This window comes from Streptomyces sp. CWNU-52B, assembly GCF_047444975.1.
Lineage (GTDB): Bacteria > Actinomycetota > Actinomycetes > Streptomycetales > Streptomycetaceae > Streptomyces.
Map to the genome: position 1 here is coordinate 776,136 of NZ_JBLFJV010000005.1, position 19,595 is coordinate 795,730.

The following is a 19,595-nucleotide window of genomic DNA, read 5'->3' on the forward strand; positions in this document are numbered from 1 at the left end:
TGTCGTCCGAGCCGGTCCCGCTCGTCCTTCCCGGCGCGCCTGTGCCGGTGTCCGTGCCGGGGGTGCCGGCCGCGGACGTGTGCGTACGGTTCACAGTTCGACCACGTTCCGGCGGCGGACGAGGAGGACGAAGGGGATGGCGCCCAGTGCGGCGGTGATCACACCGACCTGCACCTCGCCGGGCCGTGCGACGAGCCGGCCCACCACATCGGCGAAGAGCAGGAGGGCCGGGGCCAGCAGCGCGCTGTAGGGGAGGATCCACTTGTAGTCGGGGCCGGTGATCAGGCGTGCCGCGTGCGGAACAGCCAGGCCCAGGAACCCGATCGGACCGGCGATCGCCGTCGCCGCACCGCACAGCAGCACGACGCTCGCGGCGCCGGCCAGCCGTACCGCGACGACGCGCTGTCCCAGGCCGCGTGCGATGTCGTCGCCGAGAGCGAGCGCGTTGAGGGAGGGGCCAAGGAGGAGTGCCAGTGTTCCGCCGACGGCGATGAAGGGGAGCGCCTGCCACAGGACGTCCATGTCCCGGCCGTTGAGCGCGCCCACCTGCCAGAACCGGAACTGGTCGAAGGTCCGGCTGTCGGTGAGCAGCATGGCACTGGTCAGCGAGCCCAGTACCGCGGTGGTGGCCGCTCCGGCGAGGGCCAGCTTCACCGGGGTGGCCCCCTCGCGGCCCAGGCTGCCGATGCCGTGGACGAGTACGGCGGCCACACAAGCCCCGAGGAAGCCGAACCAGATGTACTGCGCCGGCTCGGTGAGCGACAGCACGCTGATGGCGAAGACGACGGTGACGGACGCGCCCGCGTTGACGCCCAACAGCCCCGGATCGGCCAGGGGGTTGCGGGCGACGCCCTGCATCAGGGCTCCCGCGACGCCCAGTGCCGAGCCGGCGAGCAGCCCGGCGAGCGTGCGGGGGAGACGGACCTCCTGAACGATCATCTGGCCGTCGACGGACCGGTCGGGGCCGAACAGCCCGGCCACCACGTCGTGCAACGCCACGTCACCCGAGCCCATGACGAGGCTGAGCACACTCATGGCGGCCAGCAGCAGGGCCACCGCGAGCAGGCCCGCGCTCAGTGCGGGTCTGCCGTGACGGCGGCGGACGTGCGCGGCGTCGGCGGGTTTCGGCGGGGCGAGGGAGGCGGTCACGCGACGCGTGTCCGAGGGTGCGTGCCGCGGCTGGACGGCGACGGTTCGAAGCGCACGGGAGATTCGTCCTTGTCCGCCCGCTCGCGGGCAGCGCAGAGGTACGGAACAGCGAGTTCCGTTCAGTAAGGTAAGGCAAACCTAACATCAGGGAAGGCGGTGTCCGCAACCAGGCGGCGTCCGGGCGGCGTCCGGGCGGCGCCGTTCCGGCCGCCGCCCGGCGCGGGTCATCTCGCCCTGGGCTCCGGGCCCGCCAGGATCCTGGCCTCGATGCGCTCGTAGTCCTTCTGCCGCCGTCGCGCCTCACGCCGCCCCGAGAACAGCGTGCCGAGCCAGCCGAACGCGAAACCCAGCGGGATGGACACCAGGCCGGTCGTACTGAACGGGAACCAGTTGAAGTCGGCCTGCGGGAACGCCGCCGTGGGCGTCCCGGAGACCAGCCGGGTCCCCGGCATCAGGACGAGGACGGCGAGCGAGCCGCCGATGAGCGTGCTCAGCAGGCCGGTTCGGGTGCAACGGCGCCAGAAGAGGCTGTAGATCAGCGCGGGCGCGATGGCCGAGGCGGCCAGGCAGAAGGACAGGGTCGCCAGGGGCTGGAGGCTGCGGTGCTGGACGAGCACGGCGAGCGCGATCGTCGGGATGCCGACGGCGAGCGCGCAGACGCGGGCGACGGTCATCTCGCGTACCGGTGAACGAGGGGTCGCGCGGCTGGCGTAGACGTCATGGGCCAGGGAGTTGGCGCAGGCCAGGATCATACTGGCGACCGAGGCGAGCAGCGTGAGGAAGATCGCCGCGGTGACCGTGGTGAACAGGAAGGTCTCGGCGCGGGAGATGTGCATGCCGAAGACGGCGCGCGAGCCGAGGAGGTAGGCCGTGTTGCCGCGCGGGTCGGCCGCGGTGATGCCGGCCCGCCCGAGGAGCGCGGTCGCGCCGATCGCGACGACGGTGATGACCAGCATGAACAGGGCCACCGACGACACCGCCCAGGACATCGAGCGGCGTACTTGCCGTGCGCTGTCCGCCGTGAACATGCGCATGGTGACGTGCGGCAGGCAGGCGCCGCCGAGGACGATGGCGAACTGGGTGCTGATCATGTCGAGACCGGCGTGCGGGCCCCCGGTGAACTGGAGGCCGGAGCGCAGGAAGGCGGAGCCCGCGCCGCTGCGTTCCGCGGCCGTGCGGAACAGCTCGCCCGGGTCCCACGCGAAGGCGCGGAGCATCAGGACGGCGATCACGACCCCCGAACCGAGGAGCATGACCATCTTCAGGATCTGGATGAGAGCGGTGCCCTTCATCCCGCCGATGGCCGCGTAGGTGATCATCAGGCCGCCGACCCCGACGACGCATCCGGTCTTCATGGCGGTGCCGCTGAAGCCGAGGATGAAGGCGAGCAACTGGCCGGTGCTGGCGAGCTGCACGAGCATCATCGGCATCAGCGAGGCGATGGTCACGACGCACGTGGTGATGCGTACGGCACGTCCGGGCATGCGCCGGGCGAGGGCGTCGCCCGGGGTGAACCGGCCGGTGTTCCGCAGGGGTTCGGCCAGCAGGAACATCAGGAGCAGCAGCGACAGAAGGGTGCTGAGCGCGAGCACGATCCCGTCGTAGCCGCTCAGCGCGATGACACCGCCGATGGTGAGCACGGTGGCCGCGGAGATGTAGTCGCCCGCGATCGCGAGACCGTTGCGCATCGGGGACAGCGAGCGGTACCCGGTGTAGAACTCGTCGAGGTCGTCACGGTCCGGGCCCGCGATGACGCAGAGCAGCAGGGTCACGGTGACGACACTGCAGAAGGCGACCAGTTGCCATGTCTGCGCCGTGCCGCTGAAGTCCGTCATCGTGCGGACCGTCGTCCGGGCTCGCGCTCGGCGAGCAGGGTCGCGCGTTGCCGCATCCGGCGGGCGAGCGGATCGACGTACCGGCTCGCCGTGTACTCGAAGAGCACGATCGCCAGCCAGGTCACGGGGAGTTGGACCAGTCCGAGCAGCATTCCGGTGGACAGTCCGCCGGTGACGGGCTTCGTCATGAAGGGCGGGGAGAGGACGGAGAGGACCAGGAAGAGGGTGAAGTAGCCGAGGACCGTACAGGCGGCGACCCGGCGTTGTCTGCGGTAGGCGCGGCGCAGCACGCGCAGGTCCCTGTGATGTCCGGGCGGGGGCGAGGAAGGCGCGGTGGGGCAGGGTAAGTGCTCCTCGGCGGCGGCCCAGGCGGGGCGGACGACGGGGTGCCTGGCGCGGTGCGGTTGGGCGGCGTACGCATCCGAGGGGGCGTCGGACATCCCGGTTCTCCTAGCGCGGCAGGGGCCCGGCGCATGCCGGACCGCAGGGAGTTGGGAAGAGTTGTTCGAGTTCTCGCACGCTATTCGGCGAGATCCTCGATGCGAGGGCTTTTGGGTGATCTGGCTCGTTCGTGTGCATCCGTGGCGGCGACCTCGGACGTCAGGCCCGTGAACCGGTGAGGGATGGGGGTCGGGGGGCGGGTGAGGCCTCGCGGGAGCCGTTCGGTGTCTGCGGGGGCAAGGGCTTTCGGCCCCGAGGCGCGCGCCGTGCCACGGAGCAGGGCGCGCGACTTTCCCCAGTCTTCCCGACGGGGTTCGCCAGTACTCTTCCGCGGGCGCTGTGAACGGGCCGAACCCGCCGAACCGTCGCCCGCCCCAACTGCCTTACCGGCTACCGGCTACCGGCTACCGGCGAGCGGTGAGCGGCGGCGGCCACCGGCGTCACGGGCGGGGCCAGGGCCGGCCGCCGAGCTGTTCGATGCTGGTGTTGAAGCGCCGCAGATAGCTCGCGAACTCGGCGATGTCCTCGTCGGGCCAGTCGGCCATGACCCGGTCCAGGGAACCGACGGTCCGCTCCCTCTCCTCGTCGAGGATCCGCGCTCCCTTGTCCGTGATCCGGAACTTGCGGGCCAGCCCGCCTGCGGGGTCGGCGATGCGCTCGGCGAGTCCGGCGCGCATGGCCGAGGCCGTCTGGCGGTTGAGGGTGGAGGCGTCGAGCCCGAAGGCGTCGCTCAACTCGCCGATCGACATGGGTCCCTGGACCCGAATTCGGCTGAGCAGAATGTAGGAGCTGCGCTCCAGCACGCTCTCCTTGCTGCGCCCGCCGTGCGCCGCTAGCGCATGCCTGCCGAGCAACATCTGCTCGTACTCGACCTCGTACGTTGGCCTGGACATGCGCTGCTGCCTCTCGCTTTTCCCGACAGGGCCGACGCGGCTCGTTCTGTGGCGGCCCCGGCTCCATCCTCCCACAGGATATGTAATGGACACATGGCATGCATGATGCACAAGGTATGTACACTGCATTTTCACTAGCCCGAAAGAGATGCGAGGAGTCCCGTGATGGGAGCCCCCCCAACGTCAGCCCACCCCAATCGTGTCGTGGCCACGCTGGCCTTCGCCGGCACCACCGCGGCGGTCATGCAGACCCTGGTCACGCCGCTCATCGCGGACCTGCCGAAGATCCTGCACAGTTCGTCCTCGAACACCGCGTGGGTGATCACGGTCACCCTGCTGGTGGCGGCGGTCTGTGTGCCCGTCACCGGGCGGCTGGGCGACCTGCTGGGCAAGCGCCGGATGCTCCTCGCCTGTTCCGTACCCCTCATCGTCGGCTCGGTGGTGTGCGCGCTCTCGTCGTCCGTCGTCCCGATGATCTTCGGCCGCGGCCTGCAGGGCATGGGGATGGGCATGGTCCCGCTGGGCATCGCGCTCCTGCGTGACGTGGTTCCCACCGAGAAGCTCAGTTCGTCCATAGCGCTCGTCAGCGCGTCCATGGGCATCGGCGGCGGTCTCGGCCTGCCGATCGCCGCCGCGGTCGCCCAGTACGCGAGCTGGCGCGTGCTGTTCTGGGGCTCCGCCGTCCTGGCCGTGGCGATCGCCCTCCTGATCTGGTTCCTGATCCCGGACGTCCCCGCCGGAGCCAAGGGGCAGCGCTTCGACGCGCCCGGCGCGATCGGACTCGGCGTCGGCCTGGTCTGCCTGCTGCTCGCGGTCTCCAAGGGTGCCGAGTGGGGCTGGGGCTCGGCGACCACGCTCGGTCTGTTCACCGCCGCTGTCGTGGTGCTGCTGGCCTGGGGTGTGTGGGAGACCCGGACCCGGGACCCGCTCGTCGACCTGCGCACCACGGCCCGTCCCCGGGTCCTGCTCACCAACGTCGCCTCGCTCTTCGTCGGCTTCGGTATGTACTCCGGCATGCTGATCGTTCCCCAGCTGCTGCAGTTCCCCGAGGAGACCGGCTACGGCCTGGGACAGTCGATGCTCGCGGCCGGTCTGTGGATGGCGCCCGGCGGCATCATGATGATGCTCGTCTCCCCGCTCGGCGGGAAGCTCACCGATGCGCGCGGCCCGAAGTTCACGCTGATCTGCGGCACCCTCGTCATCGCCGCCGGTTACGGTGTCTCGCTCGCGCTGATGGGCTCCGCCTGGGGGCTGATGCTGGTCCTCATGGTGACCAGCAGCGGTGTCGGCCTCGCCTACGGTGCGATGCCCGCGCTGATCATGAGCTCCGTCCCGCTCTCCGAGACCGCGGCGGCCAACGGCTTCAACACCCTGATGCGTTCGCTCGGCACGTCCGTGGGCGCCGCCGTCGTCGGCGTGGTCCTCTCCCAGATGTCCGTCACCATGGGCGGCTTCAGCATCACCTCGGAGAGCGGTTTCCGCACGGCCCTGATCATCGGCGGCGCCGTCGCCCTGGTGTCCGCCGCCATCGCGGCGGTCATCCCGGGCGTCCGTGCCGCCGGGACCGACCGCCCCGCGGCCGACCGGGTCGAGGTGTCCGAGAAGGCCACGGTCCAGGCCTGACGTTCGCGGCACCAGCGGCGGCCCCGGGACTCCCACAGGAGTCCCGGGGCCGCCGTTCGTGCGCCCGCGGTGAACTGCGGGTTCCGGGCAGGCGTATACGGGACCAATCGGCACGATGGCATGCAGGAGGAATATGACTGCACAAGTCTCGATTTGGTTGCGTCGCGGGGCCCACCGTGACAAGCGGGGCGCGCATACCTAGCATGGGCCTCCCCCCTCACCCCCTGAGACTTCGGTGTGACCGAACGTCATACACCCTGATGCCGGACGGCCTCAGGGCCGGTTTCGGGGTGCGTCGGACGCGGATGCCGGTGAACCCGGCAGGTCTGTCCGTCCGTCCGGACTGTTCTGGGAGTACGCGCAGAACTGGTCCTTCCCGCGGTACCGCAGCAACTGGTCATGACTCACGGGGCGCCTCGCGTGGCCCTGCAGAAAGGTTCCTTCAGCGCGGTCCCCTGCACGGGCCCGCGGTCCGAAAGGCGTTCGGTGGACAGCACGGTAAGTCAGTTCAACTACGGAATGATCACTCCTGTCATCGCGTTCCTGATGGCCTGTGCCGGTTCGGCACTCGGTCTGCGCTGCACGACACGGTCGGTTCGCATGGGGGTACACGGCCGCAGGGCCGCGTGGCTCGCGCTGGGCGCGGTCTGCATCGGGTCAGGCATCTGGACGATGCACTTCGTCGCCATGATCGGATTCACCATCCGCGGCGCGGCGATCGAGTACGACCCGGCCCTCACGTTCCTGAGCCTGGGCGTCGCGGTGGCCGTGGTCTTCCTCGGGGTGTTCATCGTCGGCTACCGGGGCGCCTCACCGCTCACCCTCGGTGTCGCCGGTGTGGTCACCGGTGGGGGCGTCGCGGCGATGCACTACATCGGGATGTACGGCATGACGTTCGCCGGGCACATGTCGTTCGACCCGGTGACGGTCGGCCTGTCGGTCCTGATCGCCGTCACGGCGGCGACCGCCGCGCTGTGGGCGGCGGTGTCCCTGCACACCCTGGCGTCCGCCGCGGCCGCGAGCGTCATCATGGGCGTCGCGGTGACGGGTATGCACTACACCGGCATGGCCGCCATGAGCGTGCACGTCGACGCGGACTCCGCGGTCCAGGGACAGTCCTCGCTGGACCTGCTCGTCTCCCTGCTCCCCATGGTGGGAGGGCCGATCCTCGTCATGGTCGTCGCGTCCGTGATCGTCATGTTCGACCCCGACATGCTCATCGGCAACGAACCCGTCCGAACGCAGCCCCACCAGACCCTCCCGGCCCACCGGACCCACCGTGCCCAGGAGACGCACCCCGGGCACGGTGCCCATGAGCGACCGACGGCGTCCTGGCCCTCGTCCTGACCCCTGGCCCCTGGTACCTGGCCCCGTGACCGGCGGCGACCGGCGGGAGCGGTGCGTCAGGGCGAGATGGTCCAGCGGGGGGCGGTCCGGGCCCAGGCGGTGTCCCACCGGGCGAGGTTGCGCCGCTCCAGCCTGCGGCCGGCGTACCCGTACGCGGCGCCGCCGGTCAGCGCGACGGTCAGCGCGGCGACCACGGCCCAGCCCATGGAACGGTTGCGCACCTCCTCGGCGGTGAGCGGCGGCTCCGTGATCCGCCCGGCCGAGTCCGCCCAGATGTGGACGGCGCTGCCGGCGGGCAGCGAGGGGTGGACGTCGGCCTTGGTGGTGCGGGTGTGCCCCTGGCGGTCGGTGAAGCGGACGGTGACCGGATACAGGGCCTTCTTCGCCTCCTCCGATCCCGGCTCCGGGTGGCGAGGTGAGTCGTGGACGAGAACGGCGGGAACCTGGTGCCTGGTGGCCGCCTGCAGGCGGGCCTTCTCCGCGTAGTTGCGGTGGGCGGCGTCGTCGGCCAGCACCATGGCGGCCGGGGTGGTGGCCAGGACGGCCACGAACAGGCCGAGGGCGATCCACGCCTGTGCGAGGTCGACGGGACGGCGCAGCGGGTTGCGCCGCCATCGCCACAGCAGGACGCGCGGGAGATCCTCAGGGGGTGGTTGGGCGGGGGGTATCGCGCGGGCCACGGTGTCTTTCCTTCCGCATGAGCGTGGCAGCCTCGCTGGCGTCTGCCGGGGCCGGGGCTGGGGCTGGATGTGACGTTCAGGAGGGGGGCGGGGCACGGCCGGTGGTGAGGGCGTGGTGCCGGATCAGCGCGGCAGCACGGCGTCCGTGGCCGCGGTGGTGGCGGGGTGGGAGTGGGCCGCCTGGAGGAGCTTCGCGGCGCCTCGGACCGCCGCGGTGTGCGGCGCGGGCACGGGCCGTACGGCAGCGTGCAGCCGGCCGGTGAGGCGGTAGCCGATGTCCGGGCGCAGCGCGCCCCCGCCGGCGAGGAGCGCGCCCCGCTGCAGGGCCTCGAGCGTCTGGGACGTGCGGTCCTGTTCCAGCATCGTGGTCACCATCGCGACGACCGCGTCGGTGATCTGCGCCGACGAGGTGTGACTGTCCAGGTCGCTGGTGCCCAGAGCGGTGTGGTGGGCGTCGGACACCGCGCCGTCGGCGAGGAGCGTGACCTCGGTCAGGTGCGCGCCGACGTCCACGACGAGCACCGGATGGGTCAGATCGGCGTCCACGGCCATGGCCACGGCACGCGCGGTGGGGACGGTCAGCACCGTGCGCGGACGCAGGACCTCGACCGCGGTGCGGGCCTCGGCCCGGTAGGCGACCCCGCCCAGCGCGGGCGTGGTCAGGATGACCAGGGGCCGGCCGAAGCGGGGCAGCCGGTGGCCGAGCAGCCGGTCGAGCATCCGGGCCGTTCCGGGGGTGTCCACGATGCTGCCCCGCTGGATCGGGTACGCCGCCCCGTTGCCCGGGAAGGTCACCGTGGGCACGTCGAGGATCATCCGCCGCCCGGACGTCCAGGCACGGGTGCGGGCACTGCCCAGGTCGAGGGCGATGCCGTAGCACTGACGGCACCACGGCCAGGACAGGTGCCGGCCGCTCAGGGGGCGCAGGGCGCGTGCGACGGTCACCGGTCCGCCTCCCTGACCTGCTGGCAGCGTGTGCAGTAGCGGGCCTGGGGCACGATCATGAGCCGCTCACGGGCGACGGGCCCGCGGCACAGATGGCAGATCCCGTAACGGTCCTGGTCCATGCGCGTGAGGGCGGCATCGATGTCGGCGAGGACCATGCGGGCGGAGGCGGCGAGCTTGACTCTGACCTCGGTCTGGGAGGTGACCTGGCGGTCGAGCAGCGCGTCGGCGCGGGTCGTCGCGCCGTCCGAGAGCTGTTGCAGTTGTTCCTGGCGGAACTGGCGCTGCTCGTGCAGGTTCTCGCGCAGCGCGGCGAGGTCCTCGATCGTCAGGCTCATGGTGTGGTCGTCGGTGATCTGGTCGTTCACCACTTCACCCCTCGGGCAGGGCGGGTAACGCAGGGCGGACGGGCGGTCGTCAGGCGCTGTTGCGCTGGCAGGGTACGCAGAACTGCGTGTAGGGCAGGATCTCCAGGCGCTCGACCGGGATGGGCTTGGAGCAGTCGCGGCACGTGCCGTAGCTGCCGTCCTGGACGCGGGCGAAAGCGGCCTCGACCTGGGCGAGCACCCGCTTGATGGTGTCTTTCTGCGCGGTCATCACCTGCTCCTCGGCGTCCGGGCCCGCCTCGGTGATCGCCTGCAGCTGCGTGAGGCGGGAGTTGCGTTCGTGTTCGAGACGCTGGATGGCCTCGTGCGCCGTCAGTCGCTCGAGGCGGGATTCGGTCCGGGGCGTATCGAGTGACATGGTGGGTTCTTCTTTCGTCAACGGGCGACGTGCGCCGGGCAGGGGTCGGTCGGGGTGAGAGCCGCGAATCCAGGAGAATGGCTCATGCCTCCACCGTGGCCGATGCGCCGCGTAAAACACATCGGGCGCGATACCCATCTACGGCATGGCACAGGGCCCATCGGGGTGTGGGCAGACCAGTCCGGGGAAATGGGCATTGGAGCCCATCGACGGTGCAACCGGGAGCGGGCACGCTGGTCGGAAGACAGGTCGACACCCATGGCCGCGGCGCACGCTCGGGGTACGCGGTGACCGACAGCGAAAACGACGAGCCGTGCCGTACGAAGAGAGGCGTCATCCCGGTGTCCCTGTTCTGGCGGATCTTCGCGCTCAACGCGGTGGTGCTCGGGATCGCCACCGCGCTGCTGCTGTGGGCTCCGGTGACCGTGTCCGTGCCGGTGGTGCTGACCGAGGCGGTCATCCTCGTGGGCGGCCTGGTCGTCATGCTGGTCGCCAACGCGGCCCTGCTGCGCATCGGACTGGCCCCGCTGGACCGGCTCACCCGCCTGATGACCACTGTCGACCTGCTGCGCCCCGGACAACGGCTGCCGGAGCAGGGCCACGGCGAGACCGCGGAACTGATCCGCACCTTCAACGCGATGGTCGAGCGCCTGGAGCACGAGCGGGCCACCAGCAGCGCCCGCGTCCTGGTCGGGCAGGAGGCCGAGCGGCGCCGGATCGCGCAGGAGCTGCACGACGAGGTGGGCCAGAGCATGACCGCGATCCTGCTGGTCCTCAAGCGCGCGGCGGACGAGGCCGACGAGCCCATGCGCGGTGAACTGCAGCAGGTGCAGGAGATCACCAGGGGGAGCCTGGACGAGGTGCGCCGTCTGGTGCGCCGGCTGCGGCCGGGTGTGCTGGAGGACCTCGGCCTGGTCAGTGCCCTGACCTCGCTGACCACGGAGTTCGCCACCCATGCCGGACTGCGTGTGGTCCGGCGGTTCGACTCCGGGCTCCCCACACTGGACCAGCAGACGGAACTGGTCCTGTACCGCGTCGCGCAGGAGGCGCTGACCAACGTGGCCCGGCACGCCGAGGCCGGCCGGGCCGAGGTGAGCCTGCGCCACACCGGCGGGGCGGTGGTGCTGGCCGTCGCCGACGACGGGCGCGGAACCGGAGCGGCCCGCGAAGGCGCGGGAATCCGCGGAATGCGCGAACGGGCCCTGCTTATCGGGGCCACGCTGGACGTCACCTCCCAGCCGGACGCCGGAACGCAGGTCCGGCTGACCGTGCCCGTCCTCAGGAAGCAGCCATGACCACGCCCGACACACCCGGTACACCCGGTACACGCGACACACCCGGTACGTCCGACGCGCCCGTGATCCGTATCCTCCTCGCCGACGACCACGCGCTGGTACGACGCGGGGTGCGGCTCATCCTCGACCGGGAACCGGACCTCGAGGTTGTCGCGGAGGCGGGGGACGGCGCGGAGGCCATCGGGCTGGCCCGCACCCATGACGTCGACCTGGCGGTCCTGGACATCGCCATGCCCCGGATGACCGGCCTGCAGGCCGCCCGCGAACTGGCCGCGCTGAAGCCCGGCGTGCGGGTGCTGATGCTGACCATGCACGACAACGAGCAGTACTTCTTCCAGGCGCTGAAGGCGGGCGCCAGCGGCTACGTGCTGAAGTCCGTGGCCGACCGGGACCTGGTGGCCGCCTGCCGGGCCGCGATGCGCGACGAGCCCTTCCTGTACCCGGGCGCGGTCACCGCGCTGATCCGCAACTACCTCGACCGGGTCCGCCACGGCGAGGAGCCGCCCGACCAGGTGCTCAGCGCACGCGAGGAGGAGGTCCTCAAACTCGTGGCCGAGGGCCACTCCTCCAAGGAGATCGCCGAGATGCTGTTCATCAGCATCAAGACCGTCCACCGGCACCGGGCGAACATGCTGCACAAGCTCGGCCTGCGCGACCGGCTGGAACTCACCCGTTACGCGATCCGCGTCGGCCTCATCGAAGCCTGACCCAGGTGATGTCTGCCTAGGCCCAGGCCGGTGTCCACGTCGTGGCGTCGGTCCGGACGGGCCGCCCGGCGCGGAGGTGGTCGCGGAGCGCGGCGAGCGCCGGGTGCGCGTTGTCGCGGTGCCACAGCAGCGAGTGCGGGTAGACCGGGGTCGGCTCCCGCACGGTGACCCGCCGCAGGCCGTCGCCGACGGGCCGGACGAAGTCCGTCTGCTCACCGACGAGGGTCGCCACCGACGGGGAGCCGGCGAGGGTGTCCAGCAGCGGCTCGATGCCGAAGTCGGGCCCTGTGACCTCGATGGTGAGAGCGAACGCGGCGGCGAAGGCGTCGTAGTAGGCGGCCCACTCGGTGCCAGGAACGTTGCCGGGCATCCAGATCCGGTGCCCGGCGAGTTCGGCCGGTGTGATCGCCGGGCCGGCGGTCAGCTCGTGTTCCGGCCCGGCGAGGAGCTGGATGGGCTCGTCGAGGATCCTGGCTGCCCCGATGTCGTCGGGGAGCTGCCGGCCGGGCATCGTGACGGCGCGGAACGACGCGTCGATCGTGCCGGACCGAAGGGCGTCGATCGCCGCGTCGGCGTCGAAGAGGGTCACGACATCGAGCGCGAACCCGGGGCACGCGCGATGGAAGCCGCGCAGCAGGGCGGCGGGGGCGAGTCTGCGCCCGATCACGTCGACTCGCAGCGCCCGGCGGCCGGGACGGACCGAGTTGACGGCCCGCTCCTCGGCCCGTAGCAGATCGCGGGCGTGGGGCAGGAACGCCCGTCCGTCGAGGGTGAGCTTCGCGCCACGCGGGCCACGGGTGAACAGCCGCACGCCGAGGGCCTTCTCCAGCGCGGCGACCCGTTTGGAGACGGCCTGCTGGGTGACCGCCAGTTCGTCGGCGGCGTCCTGGAAACGACCTGCGTCCGCGGCGGCCACGAACGTGCGCACGGCGTCGAGATCCACACCGACGATGATATCGACACAACGATCGGTTGTGCGGTGGCGGCCGGCCGGTTGTTTGCTCTCACCCTCCGCTCCCCGCTTTGATGCCGACGGCAGCCGTGCGGTGGCCGGGGACGGCGAGGGGTGTGTGGGGCATGGCGGGCAGACAGGCGCTGGGGCGGCAGTTCGGGTGGCTGTGGGCGTCGTTCGCGGTCAGCTCCTACGGCACCTGGCTCGGGTTCGGGGCGTTCCCCCTGATCGCGGTCCTCGTGCTGGACACCGGCCCCGCCCAGGTGGCGGCGCTGGCCGCCGCCGGACGGGCCGTGGGCGCCGTGGCCGCGGTGCCGCTCGGCCCATGGGTGGAGTTCCGCCGAAAACGGCCGGTCATGGTGGCGATGGACCTCACCCGGTGCGCGGCGCTCATGAGCGTCCCCGCCGCCTTCGCCCTCGGCCTGCTCTCCTTCGCTCAACTCCTCGTCGTGTCCGTCGTCGTCGCGGCCGCGGACATCGCCTTCAGGGCGGCGAGCGGCGCGTATCTGAAGACACTCGTGCCACCGCGGGACCTGCTGGTCGCCAACAGCAGGTTCGAGTCCACGACATGGAGCTCGGCCATGGTCGGACCGCCGCTCGGCGGCGCCGCGATCGGACTCTTCGGTCCGGTGACGACCCTGGTGGCCGACGCGGTGAGCTACCTCCTCTCGGCGCTGGGCCTGTGCGCCATCGGCGGGAGCGAGCCGTCCCCCGCGCCGGCCGGCGCACCGCGACTGCGCGCACCCGACCTGCTCGAAGGGTGGCGCGGCATCCTCGCCCACCCGGTGCTGCGCCCGCTGTTCTTCAACGCGGTCGTCGTCAACGGCCTGATCATGGCCTCCGAGCCGCTGCTCGCCGTACTCCTGCTGGACCGTCTCGGGTTCGCACCCTGGCAGTACGGTCTCGTGTTCGCGGTCCCGTGCGTCGGCGGTCTCGTCGGCTCACGTCTCGCGCGCCGGCTCGTGACGCGGTACGGGCCGCACCAGGTGATGCTCGTCGCCGGGACACTGCGTGCGTGCTGGCCGCTCGGCCTGGCGTTCGTCCAGCCCGGTCTGCCCGGGATCGCCCTCGTCATCGCCGTCCAACTCGGTCTGGTGACCTGCTGCGCCGTGTTCAACCCGGTGCTGGCCACCTACCGGCTCGAACACACCGGTCCCGACCGGGTCGTCCGTACCCTGGCCGCCTGGTCGATCAGCGGCAACATCGCCATCGCCACGACGACGGCCCTCTGGGGGCTGCTGGCCGCCGTGGCCGGCACCCGCACCGCGATCGCCGTCGACGGGCTCCTCCTCCTGGCCACGCCGCTGCTGCTGCCGCGCCGGGAGAAGGCGCCGGCGACCGCGTGACCGGACGGCTCGTACGGGCTACGCGTACGGGCTACGCGTACGGGCTACGCGTACGGGCTACGCGTACGCGCTCAGGGCGATGTACTTCTCCTCCAGGAACTCCAGGATGCCGTCCGAGCCGCCCTCCCGTCCCAGTCCGCTCTGCTTCACCCCGCCGAAGGGCGCGGCCGGATCGCTCACGACTCCACGGTTGACCGCGACCATGCCCGCCTCCAGACGGCGGGCGACCGCCACGGCCTCCCGCTCCTCGCCGAACACGTACGCCATCAGGCCGTAGACGGTGTCGTTCGCCATCCGCACGGCCTCGTCCACGTCGTCGTACCGCACCACCGTCAGCACCGGGCCGAAGATCTCCGTCGTGGTGATGCCCGAACCGTGCCGCACGTCCGTCAGGAGCGTCACGTCGTAGAAGGCGCCCCGTTCGGCGGACCCGCCGCCGTGGACGAGTGTCGCGCCCTGGGAGACGGCGGTCTCGACGAGTGCCGCGACCTTGTCGCGCTCGGCGACCGAGACGAGCGCGCCGACCTGGTGCGAGCGGTCGAGGCCGGGGCCGACGGACAGCGCCGCCAGCTCCGCGGTCATCCGCTCGACGAACTCGTCGTGCCGCGAGCTGTGCACATAGACGCGGTTGGCGGCCGTGCACGCCGCTCCGCCGTTGCGCATCTTCGCCAGCAGCGTCCCCTCGACGGTCACGTCCATGTCGGCGCCGGGCAGCACGACGAGCGGCGCGTTCCCGCCGAGTTCCATCGAGGCGCTGACCACGCTGTCGGCGCAGACGTGCAGCAGGTCACGCCCGACCTCGGTCGACCCGGTGAACGACAGCTTCCGCACCTCCGGCCTGTTGATCATCTTGGCCACCGGCGCAGCCGTCGGGACCGGCGTCACCAGGTTGACCACCCCGCTGGGCACCCCGACCCGACGCAGCACCTCGACCATGTACGCCGCCGTCAGCGGGGTCTCCCGGGCGGGCTTGAGGATCGTCGTGCAGCCGGCCGCCAGCGCGGGAGCCAGCTTGCGCGTCGCCATGGCCGCGGGGAAGTTCCACGGGGTGATCAGCAGCGACACCCCGATCGGCTGCCGGTCGACGACGATGCGTTTGTCCCCGGCCGGCGACAGCCGGTACTCCCCGGGAATCCGCACGGACTCCTCGGCGAACCAGCGGAAGAACTCCTTGGCGTAGTTGGCCTCCCCGATCGCGTCGGACCAGGACTTGCCGTTCTCGCGCACGATGATCTCGGCGAACTCCTCGACCTCCGCGGTGAGCACGTCGTACGCGGCACGCAGCAGCTCACCGCGCTCACGCGGAGCGGTCCGCGCCCAGCCGTCCTGCGCTCGGGCGGCCGCGTCGACGGCGGCCATGCAGTCGTCCTCGGTGGCGACGGCGAACCGGGTGATGACGGACAGGTCGGAGGGGTCGGTCACGTCGAAACGCTCACCCCCGCCGCCCGCGCGCCACACGCCGTCGATGAAGAGGTCGGCGAGAGGGGTCATGAGTCGCTCCGTCCGGTGAGTGAGCCGGTGTAGGCGTGTTCGAGGATGTCGAGCAGCAGCGCCGGCGGCGCGGGTATCGGCGCTATCGCGACCAGCCGTGCGGAACGCGACGCCAGCTCGGCGAGCTGAGGCAGTTGCCGCCGGGAGATCCCGATCTCCTTCAGCGACGCCGGTACGCCGATGGCGTGCCCCAGTGCGGAGACCGAGGCGATGGCGTCCCGCGCCCTGGCGTCGGCGCCGCTCGCCGTGGAACCCAGCGCGCCGCCGACCACGGCGATCCGTTCGACGGCCCCGGCGTCGGCGAGGCACGCCTGGAGCACGTACGGCAGGAGCAGTCCGGTACCGAGCCCGTGCGGTGTCCCGGTGGCCGCGCCGATCGGGTACTGCAGCGCGTGCGAGAGGTGTGTGCCGGTGGCACCGAACGAGATGCCGGCCAGGAGGCTTCCGAGCGCGACCTCCTGCCGGGCGTGGCGATTGCCGGGCTCGGCGACCGCCACCGCCAGCGAGGCGCCGAGAAGCTCCACCGCACGCGGCGCCACCACGTCGGAGAAGACGTTCCTGCCGGTGAACACGGGAAGCGCGCCGTCCCACGAGGGTGCGGACTCGACCGCGGTGAACGACTCCACCGCGTGCACCAGGGCGTCGATCCCGGCGAACGCGGTCACGCTCCGCGGAGCGCCGAGGGTGAACTCCGGGTCGACGATCGCGGTGGTGGGAATCAGATAGGGGCTGGAGATCCCCACCTTCGTCTCGCGCTCCGGGTCGGACACCACGGCCACGGGGGTCACCTCCGACCCGGTTCCGGCGGTGGTGGGGACGGCGACGAGGAGCAGCGACGGGCCCGGGACCAGATTCTCCCCGTAGTACCGGCTCAGCGGTCCGCCGTGCGTGGCGAGCAGCCCGACCAGCTTCGCCGCGTCCAGCGCGCTTCCCCCGCCGACGGCGAGGACGACGTCGGGGCCGTGGTCGCGTGCGAACGCCGCGGCGGCGTCCAGGGACGCGATCGGCAGCTCCGGCAGGATGTCGCTGTACACGGCGACGTCGAACCCGTCGGCCTTCAGCGCCGCCATCGTCTCGCCGAAGATCGGCGTGTCGGTCAGGAACGGGTCGACGATCGCGAGCACCCGGTGGCCGGACAGCCGCAGCACCTCGCTGAGCTGCGCGCGTGTCCCGTAGCCGAAGTGAACGCGCGTCGGGAGCCGGAGCGTCCCGGCTGTCACGTACGTCATGGTTCTCCTGTCGTGCGGTGCTTGGGTGTGCGAGGGGTCCCTACTTGAGGGCGAGCGCGTTCGGTGGCGAGCCCACCCCGCCGACGAGGTTCAGGGGCTTGCACGTCAGGAAGAACTCGTGGATCCCGTCGGCGGCGCAGTCGGCGGCGAGCTCGTCGAGCTTCCACAGCTCGCCCATCGCCATGCCGAGCAGCGCGATGAGCGGACGGTGCAGCATCCCGCTGTGGTCCACGCCCCGCTCCGGGGGCCGGTCGCCGGCGGACCGGAAATCGGACTCGAGCACGGGATCGGCCTCGACCGCCGGATTGTCGCTCGCGACGAGGGCGATCTCGTGGTCCCAGAGCCAGCGCACGACCGACTCCCGCTGGGCCAGGCCCGGTGACCTGTTGCGCCGGTTGAACTCGACGCGTTCCTCCACCGACTTCGCGGTGTAGTTCTCGGCCCACCCGGTGCGCAGCAGCAGCATGTCCCCGCCGTGCCAGGTGACGCCCTGCGAGCGCGCCACGGCGTCGAGGGTCATGTCGTCGAGCGGGATCGTCCGCTCGCAGTCGTACGGCCTGCCCTCCCGCGCGAAGAAGCGGGGGACGTCGAGGAGGACGCCGCGGCCCGCGATGCCCGAGCGGGCCCAGTGGTGGATGCCGAGCGCCGTGGAACCCTCGGTGTTCTCGGAGGCGGAGAGCCCTCCGTAGAAGCCGTGCTCCGGATGTCCGATGTGCCGCAGCGAGTCGAGCTGCGAGGTGGACTGCAGATAGAACGAGTCGAGCCAGTCGTCGCGGTGGAACTCGTTGTTGGCGAAGACGTGGTGCTCGGTGCGGGGCCTGGTCCCGGTCGGGTACGGCTCGAAGGCGTTGACGGGGTAGTCGAGGCCGAACCGGCGGCCGGTGCGGACCAGCCGGGCCGCCGCGGCCACGCGCTCGGGGGTCAGGAGGTTCACGGTGCCCAGCTGGTCGCCGGGCCCGAAGACGTCCCAGCTGGAACCGGCGACCTCCGCCCCGGCCAGCTCGTCATAGGTCGGCAACGGGATTCCTCCCTCGGCTGCGGCCCATTTCCTCGCTGAGCGCGGCAGCGGTGTTCGTGAGCGTGGTGAGGGTCGGCGACCCGGCCGAGAGGTCGGCCATCTGGTCGGCCCCGAGCAGCGCGACGGTGGCACAGATGCCGTACTCGTCGAACACCGGCGCCGCCGCGGCGAACAGGCCGTCGGAGTGGCTCACGATGCTGTAGCCGTTGCGCCGGACCATGAAGACCCCTGCCTCCAGCTCGGCCCGCTTGGCGTCCGAGACACCCTCCGTGGCCCGGGTGAACGCGTGCTCGTCCTGGAAGGCGAGGAAGACCCGCATCTGCGCCGAGCTGAGGTCGAGTTGGGTGCCGGCGTGGACCGTCACGACGACGGTGCGGCTGAGGTCCTCGTGGACGAGCGCCACGACGGGGCCCCGCGCGCCCCAGGCCGCGAGCACCGTCGTCGTGCGGACGGTGGCGCTGAGCTTCGCCAGGTACGGCGGTGCGATCTTGATGACGCGTCGTTGCAGGGCGTGCATGCCGAGCTGCAGCATCAGACCGCCCAGGACGAAGGTGCCGCGGCGGTGCCCGCGCTCCAGGATGCCGGCCGTGACGAGCGAGGTGCAGTAGCGGTAGGCCGTCGTCCGGTTGAGTCCCAGCCGCTCGGCCACGTCGGCCGCCGTCAGCTCCGTGGTGTGCGGATCGAAGAGCGCACAGATCTGGCCGACCCGCTGGACCGCCTGGATGTCGGAACCGGAAGCCTCGCTACTGGAATCAATGTTCACCATGACTGAACTGTAGTTCACATGGAGAGATGGGCTGGGGTGAGCTGTGGGTGCGGGGGACACCTCTCAGCCCACCAGCCAGTTGTTGACCTTGGTCGTGACCGTGTCCCAGTTCTTCGCGTACCACTGGACGTCCTGATACACGACGTCGCCGGTGTTCACCGGTCCGCCCGCCGCCACGAGCTTGCCGTTCGCGGTCAAGTCGGGCTTGGCCTTGCGGTTGACCGGCACGGTCCCGAGGAGTTCGGAGATCTTCGCCGACGCCTCGGGCTGTGCCACCGACGCCAGGAACTTCTCGGCGGTCGCCTTGTGCTTCGAGCCCCGCGGCACGGCCAGACCGTTGACCGACAGCACGCTCTTGTCCCACACCATCTTGATGTTCTTCTTCTCGTCCAGGAGGGCGATCATCCGCGAGTCGGGCGCCAGGAACAGGTCGACCTGGCCCGAGGCGGCCGCCTGCTGGATCGCGCCCACGTTCGGCGCGAAGTAGGTGTCCTTGCGGATGGTGTCCCACTTCCGCAGGGCGCGGTCGATGTCGAGCGGGTACAGCTTGTCCGGCGCGACACCGTCGGCGAGCAGCGCGAACTCCAGCAGGCCGTTCTGCGGGTTGGTGAGGACGCCCCGCTTGCCGGGGAACTTCTCGGTGTCGAAGAAGTCCTCGAGCGTCTTGGGCGCCTTCGCCGCGTCGGCGTAGGTGTCGGCGTTGTAGCCGAAGATGTTGGCGTTCGTGAAGTTGCCGACGTAGCACTCGCCGACCTCGTCGGCGACCAGGTCCTTGGGATCCAGTTCGGGCACGCTCAGCTTCTCGAAGAGCTTTCCGCAGTGCTGCTCGGCCGCCGCGGGCGCCACCGAGACGACGTCCCACTTGACGGCGCCGGACAGCACCTGGGCCTTCACCTGGGCCACGTCGGACGGCGACGAGTTGATGAAGGTCACGTCGGGGTTCGCCGCGGTGAACGGCTTCTGGTGAGCCTTGATCATCGCTTCCTGGCCGGAACCGCCGTAGGCGACGAAGGTGAGCTTCTCCGGGCCTCCGACCGACCCCGTGCCGTCACTGCCTCCGCAGCCGGCGAGCAGTGCCGCCACCGTGGTGAGACCGACGCCCGCCAGGGCGGTTCTTGATCGAGACAGCATGGT

General features: G+C 71.1%; 19 protein-coding genes. 5 read left to right on the top strand and 14 right to left on the bottom strand.

All coding sequences use genetic code 11. The features are described from left to right. Positions 1–90: 90 nt before the first annotated feature. The 4 genes from ACLVWQ_RS06360 to ACLVWQ_RS06375 all read right to left on the bottom strand — a co-directional run bounded on the left by ACLVWQ_RS06360 (position 91) and on the right by ACLVWQ_RS06375 (position 4,318). Positions 91–1,149, bottom strand: a complete 1,059-nt coding sequence (locus ACLVWQ_RS06360) for a FecCD family ABC transporter permease (RefSeq protein ID WP_414107165.1) — start codon at positions 1,147–1,149, stop codon at positions 91–93. Positions 1,150–1,373: 224 nt separating this feature from the next. Continuing rightward, entirely contained in the window at positions 1,374–2,984 is a 1,611-nt protein-coding gene (locus ACLVWQ_RS06365; protein WP_414107166.1) for a cation acetate symporter, read from the bottom strand. Next, positions 2,981–3,424, bottom strand: a complete 444-nt coding sequence (locus tag ACLVWQ_RS06370; protein ID WP_414107167.1) for a DUF485 domain-containing protein — start codon at positions 3,422–3,424, stop codon at positions 2,981–2,983. Before ACLVWQ_RS06370 ends, ACLVWQ_RS06365 begins: the two co-directional genes overlap by 4 nt. Before the next feature lie 441 nt (positions 3,425–3,865). Next, a complete protein-coding gene (locus tag ACLVWQ_RS06375) occupies positions 3,866–4,318 on the bottom strand; it encodes a MarR family winged helix-turn-helix transcriptional regulator (protein ID WP_414107168.1) in 453 nt (150 codons plus the stop codon). 165 nt (positions 4,319–4,483) lie between these two features. On the opposite strand from ACLVWQ_RS06375, the gene ACLVWQ_RS06380 reads away from it, so the two are divergent. Both ACLVWQ_RS06380 and ACLVWQ_RS06385 read left to right on the top strand, forming a co-directional pair. Continuing rightward, positions 4,484–5,941, top strand: coding sequence for an MFS transporter (locus ACLVWQ_RS06380; RefSeq protein ID WP_414107169.1), 1,458 nt, complete (start codon positions 4,484–4,486; stop codon positions 5,939–5,941). Positions 5,942–6,427: 486 nt separating this feature from the next. Then, a complete protein-coding gene (locus tag ACLVWQ_RS06385) occupies positions 6,428–7,288 on the top strand; it encodes an MHYT domain-containing protein (protein ID WP_414107170.1) in 861 nt (286 codons plus the stop codon). Between the two features lie 56 nt (positions 7,289–7,344). Here the strand turns inward: ACLVWQ_RS06385 and ACLVWQ_RS06390 are convergent, their stop codons facing one another. The 4 genes from ACLVWQ_RS06390 to ACLVWQ_RS06405 form a co-directional block, all read right to left on the bottom strand. Beyond that, positions 7,345–7,968, bottom strand: coding sequence for a hypothetical protein (locus tag ACLVWQ_RS06390; protein WP_414107171.1), 624 nt, complete (start codon positions 7,966–7,968; stop codon positions 7,345–7,347). A 123-nt stretch (positions 7,969–8,091) separates the two neighbouring features. Next, the gene (locus ACLVWQ_RS06395) at positions 8,092–8,913 is read right to left on the bottom strand and encodes a hypothetical protein (protein WP_414107172.1); all 822 of its coding nucleotides are present in this window, start codon (positions 8,911–8,913) and stop codon (positions 8,092–8,094) included. Next, the gene (locus ACLVWQ_RS06400; RefSeq protein WP_414107173.1) at positions 8,910–9,284 is read right to left on the bottom strand and encodes a TraR/DksA family transcriptional regulator; all 375 of its coding nucleotides are present in this window, start codon (positions 9,282–9,284) and stop codon (positions 8,910–8,912) included. Before ACLVWQ_RS06400 ends, ACLVWQ_RS06395 begins: the two co-directional genes overlap by 4 nt. 46 nt (positions 9,285–9,330) lie before the next feature. Then, on the bottom strand, positions 9,331–9,657 hold the full coding sequence (locus ACLVWQ_RS06405) for a TraR/DksA family transcriptional regulator (RefSeq protein ID WP_414107174.1): 327 nt from the start codon (positions 9,655–9,657) through the stop codon (positions 9,331–9,333). Positions 9,658–9,998: 341 nt separating this feature from the next. Here ACLVWQ_RS06405 and ACLVWQ_RS06410 point away from each other — a divergent pair, with 341 nt between their 5' ends. After that, positions 9,999–10,952, top strand: a complete 954-nt coding sequence (locus ACLVWQ_RS06410) for a HAMP domain-containing sensor histidine kinase (RefSeq protein ID WP_414107416.1) — start codon at positions 9,999–10,001, stop codon at positions 10,950–10,952. Next, a complete protein-coding gene (locus tag ACLVWQ_RS06415; protein WP_414107175.1) occupies positions 10,949–11,659 on the top strand; it encodes a response regulator in 711 nt (236 codons plus the stop codon). The genes ACLVWQ_RS06410 and ACLVWQ_RS06415 overlap by 4 nt, the downstream gene beginning before the upstream one ends. Before the next feature lie 16 nt (positions 11,660–11,675). On the opposite strand, the gene ACLVWQ_RS06420 is transcribed toward ACLVWQ_RS06415, so the two are convergent. Beyond that, entirely contained in the window at positions 11,676–12,602 is a 927-nt protein-coding gene (locus ACLVWQ_RS06420) for a LysR family transcriptional regulator (RefSeq protein WP_414107176.1), read from the bottom strand. 134 nt (positions 12,603–12,736) lie between these two features. Here ACLVWQ_RS06420 and ACLVWQ_RS06425 point away from each other — a divergent pair, with 134 nt between their 5' ends. After that, a complete protein-coding gene (locus tag ACLVWQ_RS06425) occupies positions 12,737–13,957 on the top strand; it encodes an MFS transporter (protein WP_414107177.1) in 1,221 nt (406 codons plus the stop codon). 57 nt (positions 13,958–14,014) lie between these two features. Here the strand turns inward: ACLVWQ_RS06425 and ACLVWQ_RS06430 are convergent, their stop codons facing one another. The 5 genes from ACLVWQ_RS06430 to ACLVWQ_RS06450 all read right to left on the bottom strand — a co-directional run bounded on the left by ACLVWQ_RS06430 (position 14,015) and on the right by ACLVWQ_RS06450 (position 19,592). Continuing rightward, positions 14,015–15,448 (bottom strand): NAD-dependent succinate-semialdehyde dehydrogenase, encoded by a 1,434-nt coding sequence (locus ACLVWQ_RS06430; RefSeq protein ID WP_414107178.1) that lies wholly within the window; start codon positions 15,446–15,448, stop codon positions 14,015–14,017. Further along, positions 15,445–16,677 (bottom strand): iron-containing alcohol dehydrogenase, encoded by a 1,233-nt coding sequence (locus tag ACLVWQ_RS06435; protein WP_414107179.1) that lies wholly within the window; start codon positions 16,675–16,677, stop codon positions 15,445–15,447. The genes ACLVWQ_RS06430 and ACLVWQ_RS06435 overlap by 4 nt, the downstream gene beginning before the upstream one ends. A gap of 40 nt (positions 16,678–16,717) precedes the next feature. Next, positions 16,718–17,695 carry a cyclase family protein gene (locus tag ACLVWQ_RS06440; protein ID WP_414107180.1) on the bottom strand — a complete coding sequence of 326 codons (978 nt, stop codon included), beginning with the start codon at positions 17,693–17,695 and terminating at the stop codon, positions 16,718–16,720. Then, the gene (locus ACLVWQ_RS06445) at positions 17,682–18,461 is read right to left on the bottom strand and encodes an IclR family transcriptional regulator (protein ID WP_414107181.1); all 780 of its coding nucleotides are present in this window, start codon (positions 18,459–18,461) and stop codon (positions 17,682–17,684) included. The genes ACLVWQ_RS06440 and ACLVWQ_RS06445 overlap by 14 nt, the downstream gene beginning before the upstream one ends. A 63-nt stretch (positions 18,462–18,524) precedes the next feature. Next, positions 18,525–19,592: an extracellular solute-binding protein gene (locus ACLVWQ_RS06450; protein ID WP_414107182.1), complete on the bottom strand. Its 1,068-nt coding sequence runs from the start codon at positions 19,590–19,592 to the stop codon at positions 18,525–18,527. Between the last annotated feature and the right edge of the window lie 3 nt (positions 19,593–19,595).